The sequence below is a fragment of the Bartonella sp. CL63NXGY genome, from assembly GCF_042194905.1.
In the GTDB taxonomy this organism is placed as follows: domain Bacteria; phylum Pseudomonadota; class Alphaproteobacteria; order Rhizobiales; family Rhizobiaceae; genus Bartonella.
In genome coordinates, this window is the sequence record NZ_JBHINK010000013.1 from 1 (window position 1) to 19,776 (window position 19,776).

Here is a 19,776-nt window from a genome sequence, read left to right on the forward strand (position 1 = left end):
TGAAAGAGGACCACGACCGGTAAGTGAAAAGATGAAATCACTTTTAGAGATACAGCGGGCTTGTTCAATTACTTTTATTGCTTCAGATGATAGGGGCACGCGAAACTCTGTTGTGGCATCACGCTTGCCTTTCATATTCTCAGCAGGGATTGTCCAGATATCATCTTCAATCTGATCTTCACGAATATGACGCAAAGGATTGCTACGAACGCCTGTCAGAATAAGCAAACGCAAAGCCAGTTGTGTTATGGTTGATGCTTCACAGAGTGTTTTATAAAAAGCCGGCACATCTCTCCAATCCATGGCTGGTAAGCTTTGTTTTTTATGACGTTGTTTGCCTAAGAGAGCGCGTGCTTTTTCTGTTGCTTGTAAATCAACATCTAACCCTAATGCAGCCGCATGTTTGAGACAAAGTTTGAGACGTATCAATGCTATCTGAGCAGTTCCAGCTTTTGTATGCCAAATAGGAGCAAGGGTATCGCGTATCTCTGTTTGCGTAATCTCTGAAACGGGCAGACAGCCTAATTTAGGGAGAATATGAAGGCGTAATGGTAAAAACCAATCCCCATCTTTACCATCATTTTTTAATTCAGCTTTACGACTTTCAAAAGCATCCAACGCGATATCTTTTAAATAATGGAGATTACTTATTGCCTCACGCTTTTGTTTTTCACGTTCTTTAATAGGGTCACGACCTTCACGAAGAACAGAACGCCACCTAGTTGCCAATTCACGGGCTTGTTTTAAAGAAACATCTCTCAAGGCACCCAAGCCCATTTCGCGGCGCCGACCATGAATGGTATAACGATAAAGCCATTGAGCACCTCCATCTTTACGTTTATGAAGTAACAAGCCAGCACCATCATTATATTTGCCAGCTCGTGGGTGTTGCGACAGCCCTTGGCTCTTGAGACGATTCATAAGAGCCATTTTTAATCCTTTCTTATACAGTTTTTACCCACACGCCAGCCCCGCTTATGACGTGCAAGCAAGCGATTTTGATTGATTCAAGATAAACAGATTTAAAATGAGAGAATCTTACGTTATTCGGGACTCTCATTCAATATGAAAACAATAAGTTATCCTTATAAATCAATGTGATGTAGCAGGATGAAGATGTTTATGCAAAGAATCTAAAAGTTTTTTTTGCGAGTGTTTGAATAAGTCCTTTGTTTTTCTGAATTTTAGATACAAAATACTATTGCTAAAGTACTAAAAGTAGATCATGCTGGTAAATAGATGAAACTTTGATGGCGCTTGGTTTTAAAAAAGGCAATATTTGATTTCACTGTTTGCGCTGGCATTGATTTTGCAATAACAGATAATAGTTTATTGTATGCAGAATACTGTTATTTAGATTTTGATAAAAAGAAATTTATAAAGAATATTATCATTAACAGTTATGCGAAACTTTAATGAAAATGAATCCAACTTTAATACACATAATTTTAGTGTGATTTAGTTTACAAATTCTCATTGAATGCAAAATTAAAAGTTTAAGAAGCCTTATTTTCAAAAATTCTTTATTTTTTTGTGAGTGTGTCATTTTTGCTACAGATCTTTCAAAAAAGATGCTCTATATACATTTCATTTTGGATATTTGGAGAGATTTTATGAATACAAAACGTTTAATAACAGCGTCTATTTTTTCTTTAATTTCAGCGTCTACAGCACTAGCTGCTGATGTTATAATTCCTCATCAGCCAGCATCATCGACTTCTTCTACCATTATCGCGCCTACTTTTTCATGGACAGGTCTTTATTTAGGTGTTCAAGCGGGTGGTTTTTCGAGCAAAGCTGATATGGCTCTTGTTGGTCAAGAAAAGAGTTTACCACTGGATAAAGAGTTCTCTCCTAAACTTTCAGGTTTTGCAGGTGGTTTTTATGCAGGTTCTAATATTGATCTCGGTGACAACTTTATTTTTGGTATCGATACGGATTTAATGATATCTGGAAAAAAACACACAAAGACAATTACCATAGGTGCAGCTGATAACACTACAGTAGAAAATGCAGTCGTAAGATCCCGCAGATCCGCAGGAACACCAGGAACAAGAACACCAACAGGACCACAAACACAAAAAAGCGTTGAAGGAACACTCGCAGATGCAAGAACATCTGCAAGTGCAGGAGCACCTGCAGGCTCAGGAACTAAAACAGTAAGCACTCCAACAGCAGGATCCACGTCAGAACGATCTGCTGCAACGCAATCCAGTCAAGCACCAGCTACACCAGTAAACGCAGTTCAACAACCACAAGCAGGAGCAGCACCATCAAAATCAACAACAGCTGGAAGTTCTAACACTGTTAATTCAACAGCAGGAAAAGCAGCGGCAGTGGACAGGAAAAGTCCAGGAGTTTCAGCATCACCATTAGAAACGCCATCTGCATCGCTAATAACACAATCAGCCTCTTCCAGACAGGAGGAGGGATCAGTGCAATCGCCATCGTCCTCATCGGAAAGATCAGGTACAGGACCGACATCGGTAAGCGGGGTAAATGGATTAAAATCACCTGCACCTAAATCAATATCCTCTACCACAGGAGCAAGCTCACCAGAGCGGTCAACGCTCTTATTGGCAAGATCATCTCAAGAAGATCAATCATCAAGAGTAGGGTCAGATGGAGCAAAATCATCTGCTAAGTCAGAGTCTGCAAAAGCAGTTGAAAAAGCATCAGTATCCTCTATCTCATCAACAGTATTAGGCGCAAGTCAGCCAGCAGAAAAAGCACCTGCATCGGAACAATCATCATTAAAACAAAGAACAGTACCGAGCGGAGGGACACTTATACTCGCGAGATCAGGATCATCCGGATCAGATACAACAGCTTCTAATGGAACAAGCGGAGCCCAACGGGGAGGTCATCATAGTTCTTCCCATGGTAGCGGAAATGCTCATCCACATGGTGCATCTCATGCAGGTGGGCATGGTTCTGGTGCTCATGCGCATGGTGCTAATCCACATGCTTCTCGTTCTCATGGTGGACAGAATATGGCTGGACACGGTGCACAAAGTACACAAGCGGTGGATAAGAATGATTCCAGTGTATATGGTATAGAACAAATAAAAAAGATGGCTTCTGAACTTGGTCTTGATCAAGAGTATGAAGTTGAAACGTTAAGTCATACTTTCAAACAAAATTGGGGTGGTGCTACACGGGTACGTATTGGTTTTGCTGCTGATCGCTTTATGCCTTATCTTGCTGGTGGTATTGCTTATGGGCAATTCCAAGACACTGTATCAATATCCGTTAAGGATGAGGATGGAAGAGTCGTTTCTTCTAAGAATTTAGCTGATGAAACAAAAACCATGATTGGTTACACACTTGGTGGTGGCGTTGATTTCTCGCTTCTGGATAATGTGATTGTACGTGCAGAATATCGTTACTCTGATTTTGGTAAAAAGAAATTTGCAAAGGAAAAACTTGAAGTTAACTACAAAACCAATGATTTCCGTGTTGGTGTAGCTTATAAATTCTAATTTTTTAAAGAGTAAATTTCTAAGAGGCTCCACTGTCAGTGGAGCCTTTATTTTTTAAAAGATCACTTTTTGGTTTCTTTTCTTGTGAATTTCATGATAAAGCCCATAGAGTGTGATGATATATTTTCCTGATCGCTGCTTAATACGAATGATAAGCTCGGCTTTCCCTATAGATAAAAACCAGAGTTGCAGGGTTCAGGGAAGTTATGCAAAAATGAAATCGTAAAAGTGGACAGGGATATTTCACAATGGCTGTGAAAAATGAAACAATAGATTATTCAAAAACTCTTTATCTCCCACAGACAAATTTTCCTATGCGTGCAGGGCTTCCGCAAAAAGAGCTTGAATTGATGGCGCGTTGGGAAAATATGGGGCTTTATGCGCAATTGCGCCAACAAGCAAAAGATCGTCCATTTTATATTCTTCATGATGGTCCACCTTATGCAAATGGTCATATTCATATCGGGCATGCTTTAAATAAAGTTCTAAAGGATGTGGTTGTCCGTTCATTCCAAATGCGCGGTTTTAATGCAAATTATGTTCCTGGTTGGGATTGCCATGGGCTTCCAATTGAATGGAAAATTGAAGAAAAATATCGAGCACAAGGAAAAAATAAGGATGAGGTACCTCTTAACGAGTTTCGTCAAGAATGCCGTGAATTTGCACAGCATTGGGTGACCGTTCAAAGTGAAGAATTTAAACGCCTTGGTGTTGTGGGAGATTTTAACACGCCTTATACTACAATGGCTTTTCATGCAGAAGCACGCATTGCCAGTGAATTGATAAAATTTGCTATGTCAGATCAGATTTATCGTGGTTCCAAGCCAGTGATGTGGTCTGTTGTGGAGCGTACGGCTTTGGCAGAGGCTGAGATTGAATATCATGATCATGAATCAGAGGTGCTTTGGGTTAAGTTTCCTGTTTTTGAAGCAAATTCTGATGATTTATATGGTGCTTATGTCGTCATTTGGACAACAACGCCGTGGACAATTCCAAGCAATCGTGCAGTGAGTTATTCTTCACAGATTTCTTATGGTATTTACGAAGTTGAAAGTGCTGAAAATGATTTTGGTCCTCAAGTGGGAGAAAAGCTTCTTTTTGCAGACGCTTTAGCGATGAGTTGTGGAGAAAAAGCCAAACTTGTTTTGAAGCGTTTGCGTGTTATTTCTGCTGAGGAATTGAAAGCTCTTGTTCTTTCTCATCCACTCAAAGGTTTGGCTGGGGGGTATAACTTTAAAATTCCATTGCTTGATGGTTCGCACGTAACAGAGAGTGCTGGTACAGGTTTTGTCCATACAGCACCAAGCCATGGACGTGAGGACTTTGAAATTTGGAATGATTATAAGTCCTTACTGGAGCAAGCGGGGATTGATTCATCTATACCGTTTCCTGTTGATGATGCAGGGTTCTATACGAAAGATGTTCCAGGTTTAGGACCAGATCGTGAAGGAGGACCTGCACGTGTTATTGATGATAATGGAAAAATGGGTGATGCCAATAAAGAGGTCATTAACGCTTTAATTAAAGCAGATCGATTGTTTGCACGGGGGCGTTTAAAGCATTCCTATCCCCATAGTTGGCGTTCAAAAAAACCCGTTATTTTTCGCAATACACCGCAATGGTTTATTTCAATGGATAAAGATTTTGGGGATGGTTCAACTTTACGTAGTCGGGCTTTGGAAGCTGTTTCAAAAACGCGTTTTGTGCCGCCTTCTGGGCAAAACCGCCTAGCTTCTATGATAGAGGATCGTCCTGATTGGGTTCTTTCTCGTCAGCGTTCTTGGGGGGTTCCTATTTGTATTTTTGCGAATGAGGATGGTGTTATTCTAAAAGATGAAGGTGTGAACGAGCGTATTTTACGGGCTTTTGAAGCAGAAGGGGCAGATGCATGGTTTGCTGAAGGAGCACGTGAACGTTTTTTAGGTGAGCGTGCACATGAGCCTTGGGTACAGGTTTATGATATTTTGGATGTTTGGTTTGATTCTGGAGCAAGCCATAGCTTTGTGTTAGAAGGTCGGACTGATTTGAAATGGCCTGCTGATGTTTATTTTGAAGGTTCAGATCAACATCGCGGATGGTTCCAATCTTCTCTTTTGGAAAGCTGTGGTACGCGTGCTTGTTCTCCTTATAAAGCCGTGATCACACACGGTTTTACTTTGGATGAGAATGGTAAGAAAATGTCTAAATCTTTAGGCAATACGGTTGTTCCGCAAGAGATCATTAAAACATCTGGAGCTGATATTTTTCGTCTCTGGGTTATGACAACCGATTATTGGGAAGATCAGCGTTTAGGCAAAAAAATTCTTCAAACAAATGTGGATTCATATCGTAAACTACGCAATGCAATTCGTTGGATGCTAGGAACTTTAGCACATGATGATGGAGAAGAAATATCTTATGGTGCACTGCCGGATCTTGAAAAATTTATATTGCATAGGCTTTTTGAACTTGATCAGTTGATTAATCGCGCTTACGATGAATTTGATTTTAAAAAGATTATGCGTGCATTATTGGATTTTTCAATCATTGAGTTATCGGCATTTTATTTTGATATCCGCAAGGATTCTCTTTATTGTGATGCGCCTTCATCAAAAAAACGCAAGGCCTCCTTGCAGGTTGTCCGTGAGATTTTTGAGCGTATGGTAACATGGCTTTCTCCAATGTTGCCTTTTACTATGGAGGAAGCTTGGTTAGAGCGTTATCCAGAAAGCCAATCGGTGCATTTGGAACAATTTCGCTCTGTACCAGAAGAATGGCAAAACCAATCTTTGGCTGAGCGTTGGAAAAAAATTCGGCAGGTCCGTAAAGTTGTGACAGGTGCTTTAGAGCTTGAACGTGCTAATAAGCGTATTGGATCCTCTTTGGAAGCTGCGCCTATTGTTTTTATTTCCAATCTGGTTTTACGAGAGGCATTAGAAAATGTGGATATGGCGGAGATCTGTATTACCAGTGCACTCACAATTAGGCAGGACACGATACCTTCCGATTCTTTTACTTTGAATGATGTTGAAGGTGTTGGTGTATATCCAGAGAAGGCATTAGGAAAAAAATGTGCTCGATCATGGCGTTATACACAAGATGTTGGGAGTGATCCAGCTTATCCGGATGTATCTGCTCGTGATGCAGCTGCTTTGCGGGAACTACAGATTCTTGGTAAGATTTAAAATTTTAAATCAAGGGAAAGGAGTACAAGTATATTTCTCATATTGATGAATATAGTTTTTTGTGGTACAAAGTAAATTCCGTTGTTTTTTCTGCAGGGGGGAAATTTGTGTATGGACCGTTCTCTCATAAATAACGGGAATATTAATCAGCCATATACTTAGGAAATGGAATAGGCAGTGAGAAAACGTGAAGTAAAAATATTTCCAATAGGAATTTTAGGGATGTGCTTTGTTCTAACGGGATGCAATTTATCCGCTCCTACCTATGGTACCAATAAACCGGTTTCGATACAGTTTTTTGAAGATGTTGCTAATATTACTTCATTAACACCAACAAATAATAGCAGCCAGATTGTTATGAAACCTCATCCAAAACTTGTAATACCAAGCCCTAGTTCACGCAGATTTTTGCCGGTACCACAACAAGATAGATCTGTCAATGAAATGGCAGCATCGAAGAAGAATCAAGGAAATACTCCTTTTCCTCATAAAGGATCGTCAGTTAATGGCGCTGGTTCAGAAAACCCTTCACAGTTGAATGCGAAGCAACGACAGGAATATTTACGTCGTCAGAGAGCACAAGTTGGAAGTTCAAAATACCGTCGCTATCTCACTGAACCACCTTTAAGTTATCGCCAACCGGCAAAAACCGCACCTATTGGTCGATAAGGGAAAGACAAAATATTTAAAGTAAAGTATTTTTCCAATTACTTATGATACTAAGCTCTCATTCATGCACAGTTATAATGCTGTTGGAGGAGGGGTGTTATTCTCATGAAATAGCAATATGACAACAGCATCGAGAGAGTACTTCATGCGTTTCCTAACAAGAAATATTTCTCAAGTTCATTTTGCAACATCGTTCATGTGGATAGTATAACGTAAAATCTATTGTGCTCCACTATCTTGATGCTTAGGAAGGAGAAAGCTGATACCATCATTTTATTTTCCAGACTCCAGTTGCGACAATTCTTGCATTTGAGAGCCTTCATAAGAGACATTTTTAGTCTTTTCTACAACGTTCTTTATCCAGACGATAATCCCGCTTATGATGTGCAAAAAAGTGATTTTTATTGCTTCAATGTAATTTGAAAGAGAGTAGATCTACGATATGTTGGAATTTATATTTTATTATACAAAATAATGAATTATTCTTATGAATGAATGTATCATCTAATAGAAGCAATATGCAGGATTAAAAGAGAGAAAAATGCTTTGAAATAGCTTTTACTATATATGTCAGAAGAATTAATAGTCTTTTTGAGAAGTAGGATAGTTTTTTAAGAGTGAAAGTTATGGAAGAAGAATTGTTTTTAGTATCGCTTTTGTACAAAAAAATCTTTAAGTAATTGAGCAGCTTCTTTTTCTTTAAAACCAGAATAAATCTCAGGTTTGTGATGACAGGTTGGTTGCTGATAAAAACGTGGACCATTTTCTATAGCACCCCCTTTGGGATCATTTGTTGCGTAATAGAGACGACGTATGCGTGCAAATGAAATGGCAGCAGCACACATAGCACAAGGCTCAAGTGTTACATAAAGATCGCAATCAGGAAGCCTTTCGTTTTGCAATGTTTCGCAAGCCATACGGATTGCGCGTATTTCTGCGTGTCCTGTAGGGTCATATGCAGATTTTATAAAGTTACCAGCGCGTGCAATGATAGCTTTTCCACGTGTAATGACAGCACCTACGGGAACTTCATCTTTTTTTGCAGCCTCTTGTGCTTCTAAAAGGGCTATTTCCATGGGCGTCAAAGTCATAATATTCTTTCTACTGAAGGTATAGAAAATCTAAAGGTTATCTCGATAAGGAATGCTATAGAATGAATAATTTATTACGCTTTTATAATGAAAAGAATACCTCTATTTTTTTTAAGAGTTTAAAACAAACTTGCAAGTCGGCAGATACATTATTGTCGTTAAAGGATAGAAAATGATAAATGATTATGCTACTTCATTTTTCAGGATAAGCGGTATGGTGCATGTGAATAATTTTCTGAACATACTTGCAAAGATTGGTTTGAAACGCAAATGAATGAAAATAATGAGAGTGAACGAATTGCTAAAAGGTTAGCGCGTGCTGGTATTGCTTCGCGTCGAGATGCAGAAATGATGATTGTTGCAGGTCGTATTTCTGTGAATGGTAAAGTCGTGACAACGCCTGCTTTTAATGTTAGCCGCTCTGATGTTATTAAAGTTGATGGCAAACCTTTACCTCCTATAGAACGAACGCGTTTATGGCTTTACCATAAGCCAGCAGGTCTTGTCACCACGAACCGTGATCCTGAAGGCAGACCTACAGTATTTAGTAATTTACCAAAAGGAATGCCGCGTGTTCTTTCTGTTGGAAGGCTTGACATTAACACGGAAGGGCTTTTGCTTTTAACCAATGATGGTGGCTTAGCGCGTGTATTAGAGCTTCCTGTAACGGGGTGGGTCCGCAAATATCGCGTCCGTGCTCATGGAAGAGTAAAACAGAGTGCGCTGGATAACCTTAAAAATGGTATTGCGATTAATGGTATTTTTTATGGTTCGATTGAAGCATCAATTGAACGTGAACAAGGGTCGAATGTATGGCTTTCTGTTGCGTTGCGTGAAGGAAAAAATCGTGAAATAAAGAATGTTTTAGGGGCATTGGGATTATCAGTTAATCGATTAATCCGTGTATCCTATGGTCCATTTCATCTCTCTGATTTAGAAGAAGGAGCCGTGCAAGAGTTAAAAGGGCGGATGTTACGAGATCAGTTGGGGGAGCGTTTGATTATGCAAGCCAATGCAGATTTTGATGCTCCTATTCTGAAACCCTTTTCAAATTCTGCAGTTGTTGCAGAAAAGCAAAGCCAGAAAGATCTTTCTGTTGCAAATGATGGTTGGGTTTTCTCAAGTGAAAGGGCGATACGACGCCGACCAAGAGATGGCTCTGTTGAACATAGTCGCGCACGATTAAGTACAAAGTCTCATGAGAATGTAAAGAAGGAGAAAAGTGAAGAAGGAAAAGCAGAGCGTTTTCTACCGCGTTCTCGCCGTGCTAATGTTTGGATGGCTCCTGGTGCACGTCCGCAAAGTGCACGTAGAAAGCCTTCCTATAGTGAGGAGAAATCGCATGATCATAAGAGCGGTTTGGATGGTAAAAAATCCTTTCATCGAGGCAAGGAAAAACTAAAAGAAAGTCCGTCACACAAAGAGAAGAGGGGAAGTTTTGTTCAAAAACGTGGAAAAACATCTTATGACGAGACGCACCCCTTTGGTAAGAAAGATCGCTTTTTAAAGGATAAAGAGAAAATGATAAAAGGTGATCATGATGAACATTCTTTTGAGAGAAAGAAAAAATCGTTTGGTGGTGCTATGAAAAAATCTAAACCACATAGGGACGCTGCAAAAACTTCTAAGCGATTTGGAGGTCCACGTGCGGATCATAGGCGGTAAATTTGCTGGGCGTGTTTTGTTTTCGCCTGTTAATCAGTCGATTCGCCCAACGAGTGATCGTACACGTGAAAGCCTTTTTAATATTCTTTCTAGCCGTGAAGAAGAATTTTGGATCAATAAACGCATTCTTGATCTTTTTGCTGGTACTGGTGCTTTAGGCATCGAAGCACTTTCACGTGGAGCAAAGGCGGCTGTTTTTGTTGAAAACTCGGTTGAGGGGCGTGGGTTGCTTCAAAAAAATATAGAAGCCTTTGAATTACAGTCGATAGGACGGATTTTGCGTCGTGATGCGACCAAACTTGGCAATATTGGCACAATGCTGCCATTTGATGTTATCTGCGCTGATCCTCCCTATAGCCGTTGTTTAGGTGAACGTGCTTTTGTAGAAGCTTTGCGAGGAGGGTGGGCAAAAGCTGATACACTCTTCATACTTGAAGAAAAGAAAGATACAATGATTCATTTACCTGATGTCTTTTATTTAGATGATGAGCGGTTTTATGGTGAGACAGCAATACGTCTCTATAAATTACGATCGCTTACATCTTGAGAAAGTTCTTGTTTTTATCCGATAGGATGAAAAAATGCTTCTTCACAGTTTTCTTCATTTTATATGGTTTTTAAAAGGTTAAGCAGAAAATCAATAAAAGATTCTAATGTTAAAGGAATTGATGAATTTTTATTAGCTTTAATACAGAAGGATGTTTTTTCTCCAATAGGATATATATTCCTCGATAATAGTTATGATCTTTTTTATCTAATTTCTTTCTGCCATACCTTAATCATCACATTTCATCAGCAGTTGAAAGCTTTAAGCTATGCAGTCTGCATTGATATCTTATATGATGCGTAACTTCTATTTTTGCTATTGTCTAAACTTAAAAAAGATATTTTGTTTAGTATTGAAAATATTGTTCATTTATCCTGAATATTTGTGTGTTTAGTTTAGTAATATCGCTTGTTGAGTTAATCATTACATATTAAGTAAATCTGAGAGTATTAAGTATCTTATCGTTGTGCAGCTTTAAGGATACTTTTTTATATTATTCTTTATCACTAAAGATAAGTAATTTGTAAAAAAGGGGAGATTATCGTGTTTAATTGGATATATAGTGAAGAGATTAGTACAGAAGCAAGTGCTGAGCAAATTTGGGCTATATAGGAAGATGTGGCATCATGGCCTTGCTGGGATAGTGAACTTGAGTGGGTAGAACTTTCTGGTCCTTTCAAAGAAGGCGCTATAGGACGCATGAAACCTAAAAAGGGACCTACAGTAACTTTTACACTTGATAAAGTTATAAAAAATGTTTGTTTTTCTGATTATGCTAAACTTCCTTTTACACGTATGAGTTTTAATCATGAATATATTTGTTCAACAAAATCGGGTTCTTCAAATAACAAAATTCGTCATACTGTAACCATGTCTGGTTTATTTTCTCCTTTCTTTGGAATGATTATTGGGTCAAAAATTAAGTTACATCTTCGCGATGCAATGATTGAAATGAGCAGACGTGCTCTTACTGAAAACAAAAGCATCTCGTAAGGGGGGCATTTATAAAGAAGTTAATACCTTAAAAAAGGTGCAGAAATCTTAGCCTTGTTAGAATGAAATCAGTTATGAGTATATAGCAAATCGATGAGCTATGATCTGTTTTTTAGTTAGTCGTTGAAATCGTGTCAAATCATCTGAGAAAATTAATTTTGCACCAAAGATCTTATAAAAGCCATTGAATTTTATTCAATATATAAAAGCTTATAAGGCGCGCATTTTTACTGAAAATAAAGAAAGTTGTAGAAGCTTATTTCTGCTCTTATGAATCTGTAGGTTGATATTGTCATGATATTTGCCAGTTTCTAATGTTGCGATAGTTTTTGATTTGAGAGCATTCATAAAAGACATTTTGACTCCTTCTTAAATAGTTTTTATTCATACGCCCCTTACTGATGATATGCTCGCAAATAGTTGTGATTGATTCAACATGAATAGGTTCGAAACGGAGAAAATTTAATGATATTTGATTCTTTTATGCAAATTACAAAATGATCAATTATGATTATAAATCAAAGTGTTTTTTTGATTAAAAGATTATAAGAACAGATAATTTCTTTGATTACTTTTCTAGAGAGTGCAGTTCTAAAAGGCTCTAGATGATAAAATAAAACCTCCCTTAATTTTCGTAAAAATTAATCTCGTATCGTTGTATGTATTTGGTTTAAATGTTTAAAAAGCGATTTTTTAAAATGCGCACAGATATCCCAGTTTCTGCAAATATTTTTGTATCTATTAAAACAATTATGAGCGATAAACTTGCCCAAATTAATTGGAAGAATATGCTTATTGTAGATTGAATTGAACAATAGATACAACATTGAGTTTTATATAAAAGTTTTATTGATTATCGTTTTATAACAATATTACGCTTCTTTATTTTTTAATGGAAGGAAAAGAGGAAGGAGTGTAGTTCTTAAATCAAAATCTATCCAGTATTTTGGGATTTTTGTTTCAGGAAAAAGAAGTCTATTAAGTTATATCTGTTTAGTAACAAAATAACCAGTTAAGGATGAGGCATGAAAAATGAGATGCTCTTGATTAGACGCATTAGAAACGAGAGAGAATGTTATGATTATAACTTATTTCTGATAAATATAAAAAATGAGTTCTTTGTGATATCACGCTTATGAGAATAAAGAAGCTAATGACTGCTCATTTTGTTGAAGCAATAACGCAAGAAAAATTTTTTTATTCCGTTTATATTTTTTTGTTTACAAGATTGCCATCTTATTATGAGAGAGTTTATAGAAGCAAAGAAGTATACACAAATATAAGGCATTTTCTTGATTCTTGCTTGGAAATTAAAGAATGCTATAGGAATGAAGGAAGTTATTTGACTATCCAGAGGACATAAGGCTTGTGACTTAAGTCATTTTATACTTTTCGAATTTTTGAGGATTTTGGCTTAAATTCAAATGTTATTGTTAGGCCTTTTGTTAATTGCCAAATTTTCGGTTGATTTGATTGTCAGTACAGATTGGATTATCTAAAATGATAAGGGCCCATGAGAAATCTTGAAACTAAAGAGATTTTACGGCATATACAGCATATTACGTCTTTTCATAAAGAAGCTAAAAGGGAAATGATTTAATGCATTAAAAAAAAGAATGCATGAAATATGCATAATCTTATGAATAAACACACAAGAGTTATATTCTGATTTGTATAAATTTGTCAGAATGCTTATCAATGTAAATAATAAAATATTTTAGGGAGTCTATGATGACTGACAAAAACCAGATTGAGAAAGCAGTTTCGCTGGTTGAAGCAGCAAGGCGTTCTGGGGCAGATGCTGCTGATGCTGTTATTGTTCATGCTCATTCTACCAGTGTATCAGTTCGTTTTGGGAAAGTTGAATCGACAGAAGCAGCAGAGAGCAATGATTTTACTCTAAGGGTTTTTGTTGGAAAAAAAGTAGCAAGTGTTTCTGCTAATTTAGGATCTTATCCGCAAGAACTTGCGGAACGTGCTGTTGCGATGGCTAAAGCTTCTCCCGATAGTTTATTTGAAGGTTTGGCAGATAAAGAGTGTTTGGTTAAGCATCCTAAAGATCTTGATCTTTTTGATGATTTTGTACCTAGCAGTCATTTTTTAACAGAAGATGCTTTAAAAGCGGAGGCAGCAGCTCTTGATATTAAAGGTGTAAGCAATTCTGGTGGCGCTGCAACAGTTTATGGCCGTAGTGGGTTTATTCTTGTGACCAGCGATGGTTTTTGTGGAGCCTATCGCTCAAGTTGTTTTTCACGTTCTTGTAGTGCTCTTGCAGGTGAAGGAACACAGATGGAGCGGGATTATGATTATACAACAGCCTTACATTTTTCTGATTTAGAGGCAGCAGAAACTGTGGGAAAGAATGCAGGGCTTGGTGCAGTTCGACGTTTGGGTGCAGTTCGTGCGGCAACTGGGGGCGTTGATGTTATTTTTAATCCGCGTACGGCTCGTGGAATTGCAGGGCATATCGCATCTATGGTCAATGGAGCCTCTGTGGCTCGAAAAACGAGTCTTTTACAGAATTTCCTAGGTAAGGAAGTGATGAAGCCTAATGTTAATGTAACCGATCAACCTTTGCGATTACGTGGAAATGCTTCTCATCCTTTTGATGGAGAAGGGGTAGAGGGACAAACACTCAATATTATTGAAAATGGTATTTTAAAAAATTGGCTTCTTTCATCATCTACAGCACGTGAACTGGGACTTAAAACAAATGGACATGGTGTGCGTTCAGCATCATTAGTGCAGCCGACCAGTACAAATTTTGCTATTGAACCGGGTTTAGTATCGCCTTGCGATATGATAAAAGATTTGCGAAATGGATTTTATGTGACCGAATTATTCGGTCATGGCATTGATTTTATTACTGGTCAGTATAGTCGTGGGGCTTCCGGTTTTTGGATTGAAAATGGTGAAATTGCTTATCCGGTGAGTGAAGTAACGCTAGGCTCTGATTTGCTTCATATGTTAGCACATTTAACACCTGCCAATGATATTGATCGGCGTTATGGTACAGCAGCTCCAACATTATTAATTGAAGGGATGACACTTGCAGGAAAATAATACGCATCATTCTTCTGATTTAAATCTTTTGCGTGACGTTTGTCGAGAGGCAGGAGATTTAGCAATGCGGTATTTTGGATGCACGTTGGATGTCTGGATTAAAGAAGGTAATTCCCCGGTCAGTGAAGCAGATTTTGCTGTTGATCATTTCTTGAAAGAGAAGCTTCTTGGAGCTCGTCCAAATTATGGATGGATTTCAGAAGAAACAAAAGATAATCGAGAAAAACAAGATTATTATGAGCGCTCTTTTGTTGTTGATCCTATTGATGGAACGCGAGGTTTTCTTTCTGGCAGTCCTTATTGGTGTATTTCGGTTGCCATTATTGAGAATGGGCGTCCTATTGTGGGCGTACTACAATGTCCGGCTCAAGGAGATGTTTATACAGCTGTAACGGGTGGAGGGGCAACATTAAATGGGATAAAACTTCCTCGTTTAGCCTTTCAGGTTCATCGAAAATATAAAATTTCACTTGATAAATCGCTCGCACAAAAATTACCAGATGATTTCCTCAATCAAGTTAGTCTTTACCATTATCTTCCTTCTCTTGCTTATCGTATTGTTCTTGTTGCTCAAGATGAAATTGATATCGTATTAGTTCGTCCAAATTGTCATGAATGGGATATTGCCGCTGCTGATCTTATTTTGCAGGAGTGTGGAGGGTGTTTTTTATCGCTTGATGCCTCTTTACTATCTTATGGAATTGAACCTTACCAATATGGACTTTTAATTGCTGGTAAAAATAATTGCTGTCAAGATATGATAGATGTTGTTCGTCAAACAAAGTTAGTTTAATCACGTAAAAGCATGCTAAAATAATCTAAATAATATAGAGGCACATATGACTGAAACCAACGAAAAAAAACAATATTTACATCTTGTATTTGGTGGGGAATTAAAAAATCTTAACAGTAATCAATTCAAGAATCCCGATGATTTAGATGTGGTTGGTATTTTCTCAGATTATAAATCCGCTCAAGAAGCATGGCAGGCAAAAGCGCAAAGCAGTGTAGATAATGCATTACAACGTTATTACATTGTAGATTTGCATCAGTTTCTTGATGCTGAGTTAGGCGATGCAGAATAAAGCTTGAATATTTGGTTATTATAGCCTGTAGATTGCTGCACGCTTTTGTTTAGTCGTCCTTTTCATAGGTACTTTCTTCGAGTAAAATAGAACGTCGTAAAAAAGAATATGCTTGTTGTTTAAAATTCATATGTTTTCTTAAAAAAAACATCTCTCAAGGCACCCAAACCCATTTCATAATAGTGTTCGTGCAAGGTATAAAATCCATTGTTGCACCACCATCTTTGCGCTTAATAAAAATGCAAGACAGTTCTATCAACCTATTTGCAACAGCAATATTATCATGACAGCGATCACTCGAAGTTTATGATTATATTGTGAATAGTCGCTCTGCTCTTGAATGGGTATGAGACATTAATGCGTTAAGATTAATACAAAGAGTAGCATTATTAATGATACGAATTACTACTCTATTGAGATTATTAGCACTCCCTACTTATCCATTGGAATTTTTTCAACGAGTTATTACTATAAGCTTAGAAACCATGAAAGTTGTTAGAAACTTACCAAAATTAGAAACTTAGAGAAACTGAATAGATTTATAAAGTTAACTTACCTCATAAGGGCTTCTTGAGTACTCGTTTAAAACTACAATCTATAAGTTAGTCATTTTGTGTTGATTATATACAATCTTAAAAGGAATAAGATATCATGCAACCTCCTGAAAAGAGAGGATTTAAAATTTTGAAAACTCTTATTTAAATTGCTGTAAGACTTTTAAGAAATTCTCTATTAAACAAGATTAGATTTTTCTGGATTACCTTTAAGAGATGATATCACAATTTAAAATGAGAACTCTATACCATTCAAAAGTTTTTTTTAAAGATTTGTTTGACATATTCATTTTATTGAAATGAAACAATAGAGATTGAGCTTCCTTTTAAACATATTTTATTTATATTAGGTTGTAATGTCTATATGGATTATTTTTTGAAAAATTGACAATACCTAACATATGTAAAAATAAGTTTTTTTCTCTAAAATACCAACGTGTACAATTCAAAGCCTCACTAAAATCATAAGAAGTATTTATTTAGTGAGCTGAAAAAATATGTCATAGGTTGTATGGTATTTATCATTTATATTTTCAAAATTATAATTGATTAAAAAATAGTTTTGTTATTTTTGAGTAAGATTTTTATAGGGTGCAGAATGAAGTGATAAAATTTCATTAAAAGAGATTTAAATAATGTGTATATGTTATTTTTATAGGAAAGTTTTAAAAAAAATATGGTGATAAAATTGCATTTTTTGTCCTTTATATATTGAATTTTCTCATGGATTAAGCGTTTTTTATTTAAGATATGGATGATATTAAAAAAATACGGAAGCAACCACTAGTGTTGATGAATTTTTTAACAAAATAAGCATATAGATATCTTAAAATAGCTGGATGAGGTGATTTTAAATGGTAGAATTAAAGGCACATACGGCTCTTTTAAGCTATCGGATAATTGGTTTTTGCTTATGTCCTGTTATTCCTTTTTATTTGTTCTTTCGTGCTATTCGTGGAAAAGAAGAGTGGTGTCGCAAAAAAGAGCGTTTAGGTAAAAGTTCTCATGTACGCCCCCAAGGTTCATTAGTTTGGTTACATGCAGCAAGTGTTGGAGAAACACTTGCACTTTTTCCACTTGTAAATTATATTTTATCATTGAAAATCAATGTGTTAATGACAACTGGGACTGTGACATCTTCTACTCTTGTGAAAAAACATTTTGGTAATAGGTTGATTCATCAATATGCTCCTTTGGATTTAGATTTTGCAGTGCGCCGTTTTATTAGTCATTGGAAGCCTGATCTCGTCTTGATTTGTGAATCAGAAATTTGGCCCCTTCGTATTAAAGAACTTGCAAAAATGCGTATTCCGCAGATTTTGGTTAATGCCCATATGTCTGAACGTTCTTTTAAAGCTTGGCAAAAACGACGCGTTCTTGCCAAACATATTTTTAAGGATATTGATTTGGCGATTGGTCAAAACGAAAGAGATGTAGCTTATTACCATAAACTTGGCGTAAAATCTGTTACGTTTTCTGGTAATCTCAAGGCTGATGTTTTTCTGGTTGAAAATCAAGCATTGCTTGCACGTTATCGTAATGCTATCGGCAATCGCCCAGTTTGGGCAGCTGTTTCAACGCATGAAGGGGAAGAGGAGATTGCTTTTGAGGTCCATAAGATTGTTAAAAATTATTTGCCAGATTTATTGACAATTATTGTGCCTCGTCATCCTGAACGTTCAGAAGATCTTATCAGAAAATGCGATAATAAGGGGTTAAGTTTTATTCGTAGGAGTAGAGATGCTGTTCCAAACATGAATACCGATATTTTATGGGGAGATACCATTGGAGAAATGGGGCTTTTTCTTCGCTTATCTAAAGTTTCTTTCGTTGGTAAATCGTTATGTGGAAATGGTGGACACAATCCATTGGAATTGGCTTTACTTGGTTCCGCTATTTTGACAGGGCCCCATGTTTCAAATTTTCAAGAGATGTTCAAACAATTTCTAACGCATGATGCAGCATATATGGTTCAAGATACAAAACAGCTTGCTATTCAGGTGTATAAGCTTTTAACAAATGAAACATTGCGACAAGAAATGGTTGATAAGGCTCATGAAGTGGCGACAGGTATGGCAGGTGCACTTGAGCGCACATTAAAGATTTTAGATCCATTTTTACAACCCCTTGTAATACAAACAGGTTTACGTCAGCGTCAGGGTAGATATGCATATTAGCGCCCCCCATTTTTGGTGGAAAAATAAAAGCTTTTTGCGTTTTGTATTAGCCCCAGTTTCATGGGGGTATGGTTATTTTTCAAGTCGTTTTATGGCAAGACAGCCTCCCGTGATTAATCTGCCTGTTTTGTGTATTGGAAATTTTACATGTGGTGGTGCTGGTAAAACGCCGGTTGTTATTGCTTTTACCAAGGTGGCTAAAGAACTTGGTTTTGTACCTGGTATTGTATCTCGTGGTTATGGTGGATCAGTTAAAGGGGTACATCTTGTAAATGAGAAATATGATACTCCACACAATGTTGGAGATGAGGCACTTTTACTTGCACGGCATGCTTTTGTAGCTGTATCACCTAATCGTTATGCAGCGGCGCAACGGCTTAAGCAAGAGGGATGTAATCTTATTTTAATGGATGATGGATTTCAAAGTCGCCGTCTTTATATGGATTATGCGTTACTCGTTGTTGATGCGATGCGCGGTTTTGGTAATGGAGCTGTCTTTCCAGCAGGACCTTTGCGCGTACCATTAAAAACGCAGTTTTCTTTTATGGATAGTGTTTTATTGATTGGTCACTCCGATGTGCCTGATAATGTTGCTTTTCTTGTTTCGCGTACTGGAAAGCCTTTATATCGTGCTCATCTTAAAGCCAGTGCTTCTGATGAGGTTTCAGGAAAATCATTTTTGGCATTTGCCGGTATTGGCAATCCAGATAAATTTTTTAAATCTATTAAAGAATTGTCTGGTCATGTGGTGCAAACTTACATATATCCAGACCACTATTTTTTCACAGATGAAAATTTAAAAAGCCTTATACAAAAGGCTAAAATGCACAATTTATGGCTCGCAACAACAGCTAAAGATTATACCCGTATACAGACAATTCACACGCAAAAAGATTTGAAAAATCTTATTGTCTTTGATGTGAATGTCGATTTTGTTCAAAAAGACTTCTGTCGCATGGTCCTTGAGGAGGTCATGACCCGCTTTAGAAAACGTTCCCTTGAGTTTTCTTGTCTAAAAGGCAAAGGCTAAATTTATAGCTTTCAAAGGGTTATTTTTCTTTTGTTTTTAACAATTGCTTGAGATATGGGTTGCACTCAAGTTCACGTTGATAGGAGATTTCACAACTAGCATATGCTTCTTGGCGGTGATGATTCCAATATTTTAAATCATCTATAGGGATTTTTTGCCCGCTAACAGCACAAATAGTATAGGTACCATATTCTATAATGTCATATCCGTTATTAGAATAATGAATTTTTGCTTCGCGTTCACTATCGGAAAACAT

General features: G+C 37.2%; 14 protein-coding genes and 1 pseudogene. 11 read left to right on the plus strand and 4 right to left on the minus strand.

The window, feature by feature from the left end; all coding sequences use genetic code 11:
- Nucleotides 1–930 (minus strand): tyrosine-type recombinase/integrase (locus tag ACFIK0_RS07055; protein ID WP_375663712.1); only part of this gene is annotated, 930 nt, incomplete at its 3' end.
- A gap of 683 nt (nt 931–1,613) precedes the next feature.
- On the opposite strand from ACFIK0_RS07055, the gene ACFIK0_RS07060 reads away from it, so the two are divergent.
- From ACFIK0_RS07060 to ACFIK0_RS07070, 3 genes are all read left to right on the plus strand, one after another.
- Nucleotides 1,614–3,482, plus strand: a complete 1,869-nt coding sequence (locus ACFIK0_RS07060) for an outer membrane beta-barrel protein (protein ID WP_375663713.1) — start codon at nt 1,614–1,616, stop codon at nt 3,480–3,482.
- A 248-nt stretch (nt 3,483–3,730) separates the two neighbouring features.
- A complete protein-coding gene (ileS, locus tag ACFIK0_RS07065; RefSeq protein ID WP_375663714.1) occupies nt 3,731–6,646 on the plus strand; it encodes an isoleucine--tRNA ligase in 2,916 nt (971 codons plus the stop codon).
- Nucleotides 6,647–6,823: 177 nt separating this feature from the next.
- Entirely contained in the window at nt 6,824–7,315 is a 492-nt protein-coding gene (locus tag ACFIK0_RS07070; RefSeq protein WP_375631029.1) for a hypothetical protein, read from the plus strand.
- 644 nt (nt 7,316–7,959) lie between these two features.
- Here ACFIK0_RS07070 and ACFIK0_RS07075 read toward each other — a convergent pair.
- On the minus strand, nt 7,960–8,406 hold the full coding sequence (locus tag ACFIK0_RS07075) for a nucleoside deaminase (protein WP_273790416.1): 447 nt from the start codon (nt 8,404–8,406) through the stop codon (nt 7,960–7,962).
- Nucleotides 8,407–8,676: 270 nt separating this feature from the next.
- Between ACFIK0_RS07075 and ACFIK0_RS07080 the strand changes: the two genes are divergently transcribed.
- The 3 genes and pseudogenes from ACFIK0_RS07080 to ACFIK0_RS07090 all read left to right on the plus strand — a co-directional run bounded on the left by ACFIK0_RS07080 (nt 8,677) and on the right by ACFIK0_RS07090 (nt 11,611).
- Nucleotides 8,677–10,071, plus strand: coding sequence for a pseudouridine synthase (locus tag ACFIK0_RS07080; protein ID WP_375663715.1), 1,395 nt, complete (start codon nt 8,677–8,679; stop codon nt 10,069–10,071).
- A complete protein-coding gene (gene rsmD / locus ACFIK0_RS07085) occupies nt 10,052–10,618 on the plus strand; it encodes a 16S rRNA (guanine(966)-N(2))-methyltransferase RsmD (RefSeq protein WP_375631031.1) in 567 nt (188 codons plus the stop codon). Before ACFIK0_RS07080 ends, rsmD begins: the two co-directional genes overlap by 20 nt.
- A gap of 543 nt (nt 10,619–11,161) precedes the next feature.
- Nucleotides 11,162–11,611 (plus strand): annotated as a pseudogene (locus ACFIK0_RS07090) (hypothetical protein).
- A gap of 210 nt (nt 11,612–11,821) precedes the next feature.
- Here ACFIK0_RS07090 and ACFIK0_RS07095 read toward each other — a convergent pair.
- Entirely contained in the window at nt 11,822–11,968 is a 147-nt protein-coding gene (locus ACFIK0_RS07095) for a hypothetical protein (protein WP_273790420.1), read from the minus strand.
- A 1,374-nt stretch (nt 11,969–13,342) separates the two neighbouring features.
- On the opposite strand from ACFIK0_RS07095, the gene ACFIK0_RS07100 reads away from it, so the two are divergent.
- The 5 genes from ACFIK0_RS07100 (at nt 13,343) to lpxK (ending at nt 19,520) form a co-directional block, all read left to right on the plus strand.
- Entirely contained in the window at nt 13,343–14,674 is a 1,332-nt protein-coding gene (locus tag ACFIK0_RS07100; protein ID WP_375663722.1) for a TldD/PmbA family protein, read from the plus strand.
- Nucleotides 14,661–15,467 (plus strand): 3'(2'),5'-bisphosphate nucleotidase CysQ, encoded by an 807-nt coding sequence (locus tag ACFIK0_RS07105; RefSeq protein WP_273790422.1) that lies wholly within the window; start codon nt 14,661–14,663, stop codon nt 15,465–15,467. Before ACFIK0_RS07100 ends, ACFIK0_RS07105 begins: the two co-directional genes overlap by 14 nt.
- Before the next feature lie 46 nt (nt 15,468–15,513).
- A complete protein-coding gene (locus tag ACFIK0_RS07110; protein ID WP_273790423.1) occupies nt 15,514–15,759 on the plus strand; it encodes a DUF4170 domain-containing protein in 246 nt (81 codons plus the stop codon).
- Between the two features lie 1,408 nt (nt 15,760–17,167).
- The gene (gene waaA / locus ACFIK0_RS07115; protein ID WP_375637504.1) at nt 17,168–18,490 is read left to right on the plus strand and encodes a lipid IV(A) 3-deoxy-D-manno-octulosonic acid transferase; all 1,323 of its coding nucleotides are present in this window, start codon (nt 17,168–17,170) and stop codon (nt 18,488–18,490) included.
- Nucleotides 18,480–19,520 (plus strand): tetraacyldisaccharide 4'-kinase, encoded by a 1,041-nt coding sequence (gene lpxK, locus ACFIK0_RS07120; protein ID WP_273790425.1) that lies wholly within the window; start codon nt 18,480–18,482, stop codon nt 19,518–19,520. The genes waaA and lpxK overlap by 11 nt, the downstream gene beginning before the upstream one ends.
- Before the next feature lie 19 nt (nt 19,521–19,539).
- Here lpxK and ACFIK0_RS07125 read toward each other — a convergent pair whose 3' ends face one another.
- Nucleotides 19,540–19,776 carry a DUF2093 domain-containing protein gene (locus tag ACFIK0_RS07125; RefSeq protein WP_273787833.1) on the minus strand — a complete coding sequence of 79 codons (237 nt, stop codon included), beginning with the start codon at nt 19,774–19,776 and terminating at the stop codon, nt 19,540–19,542.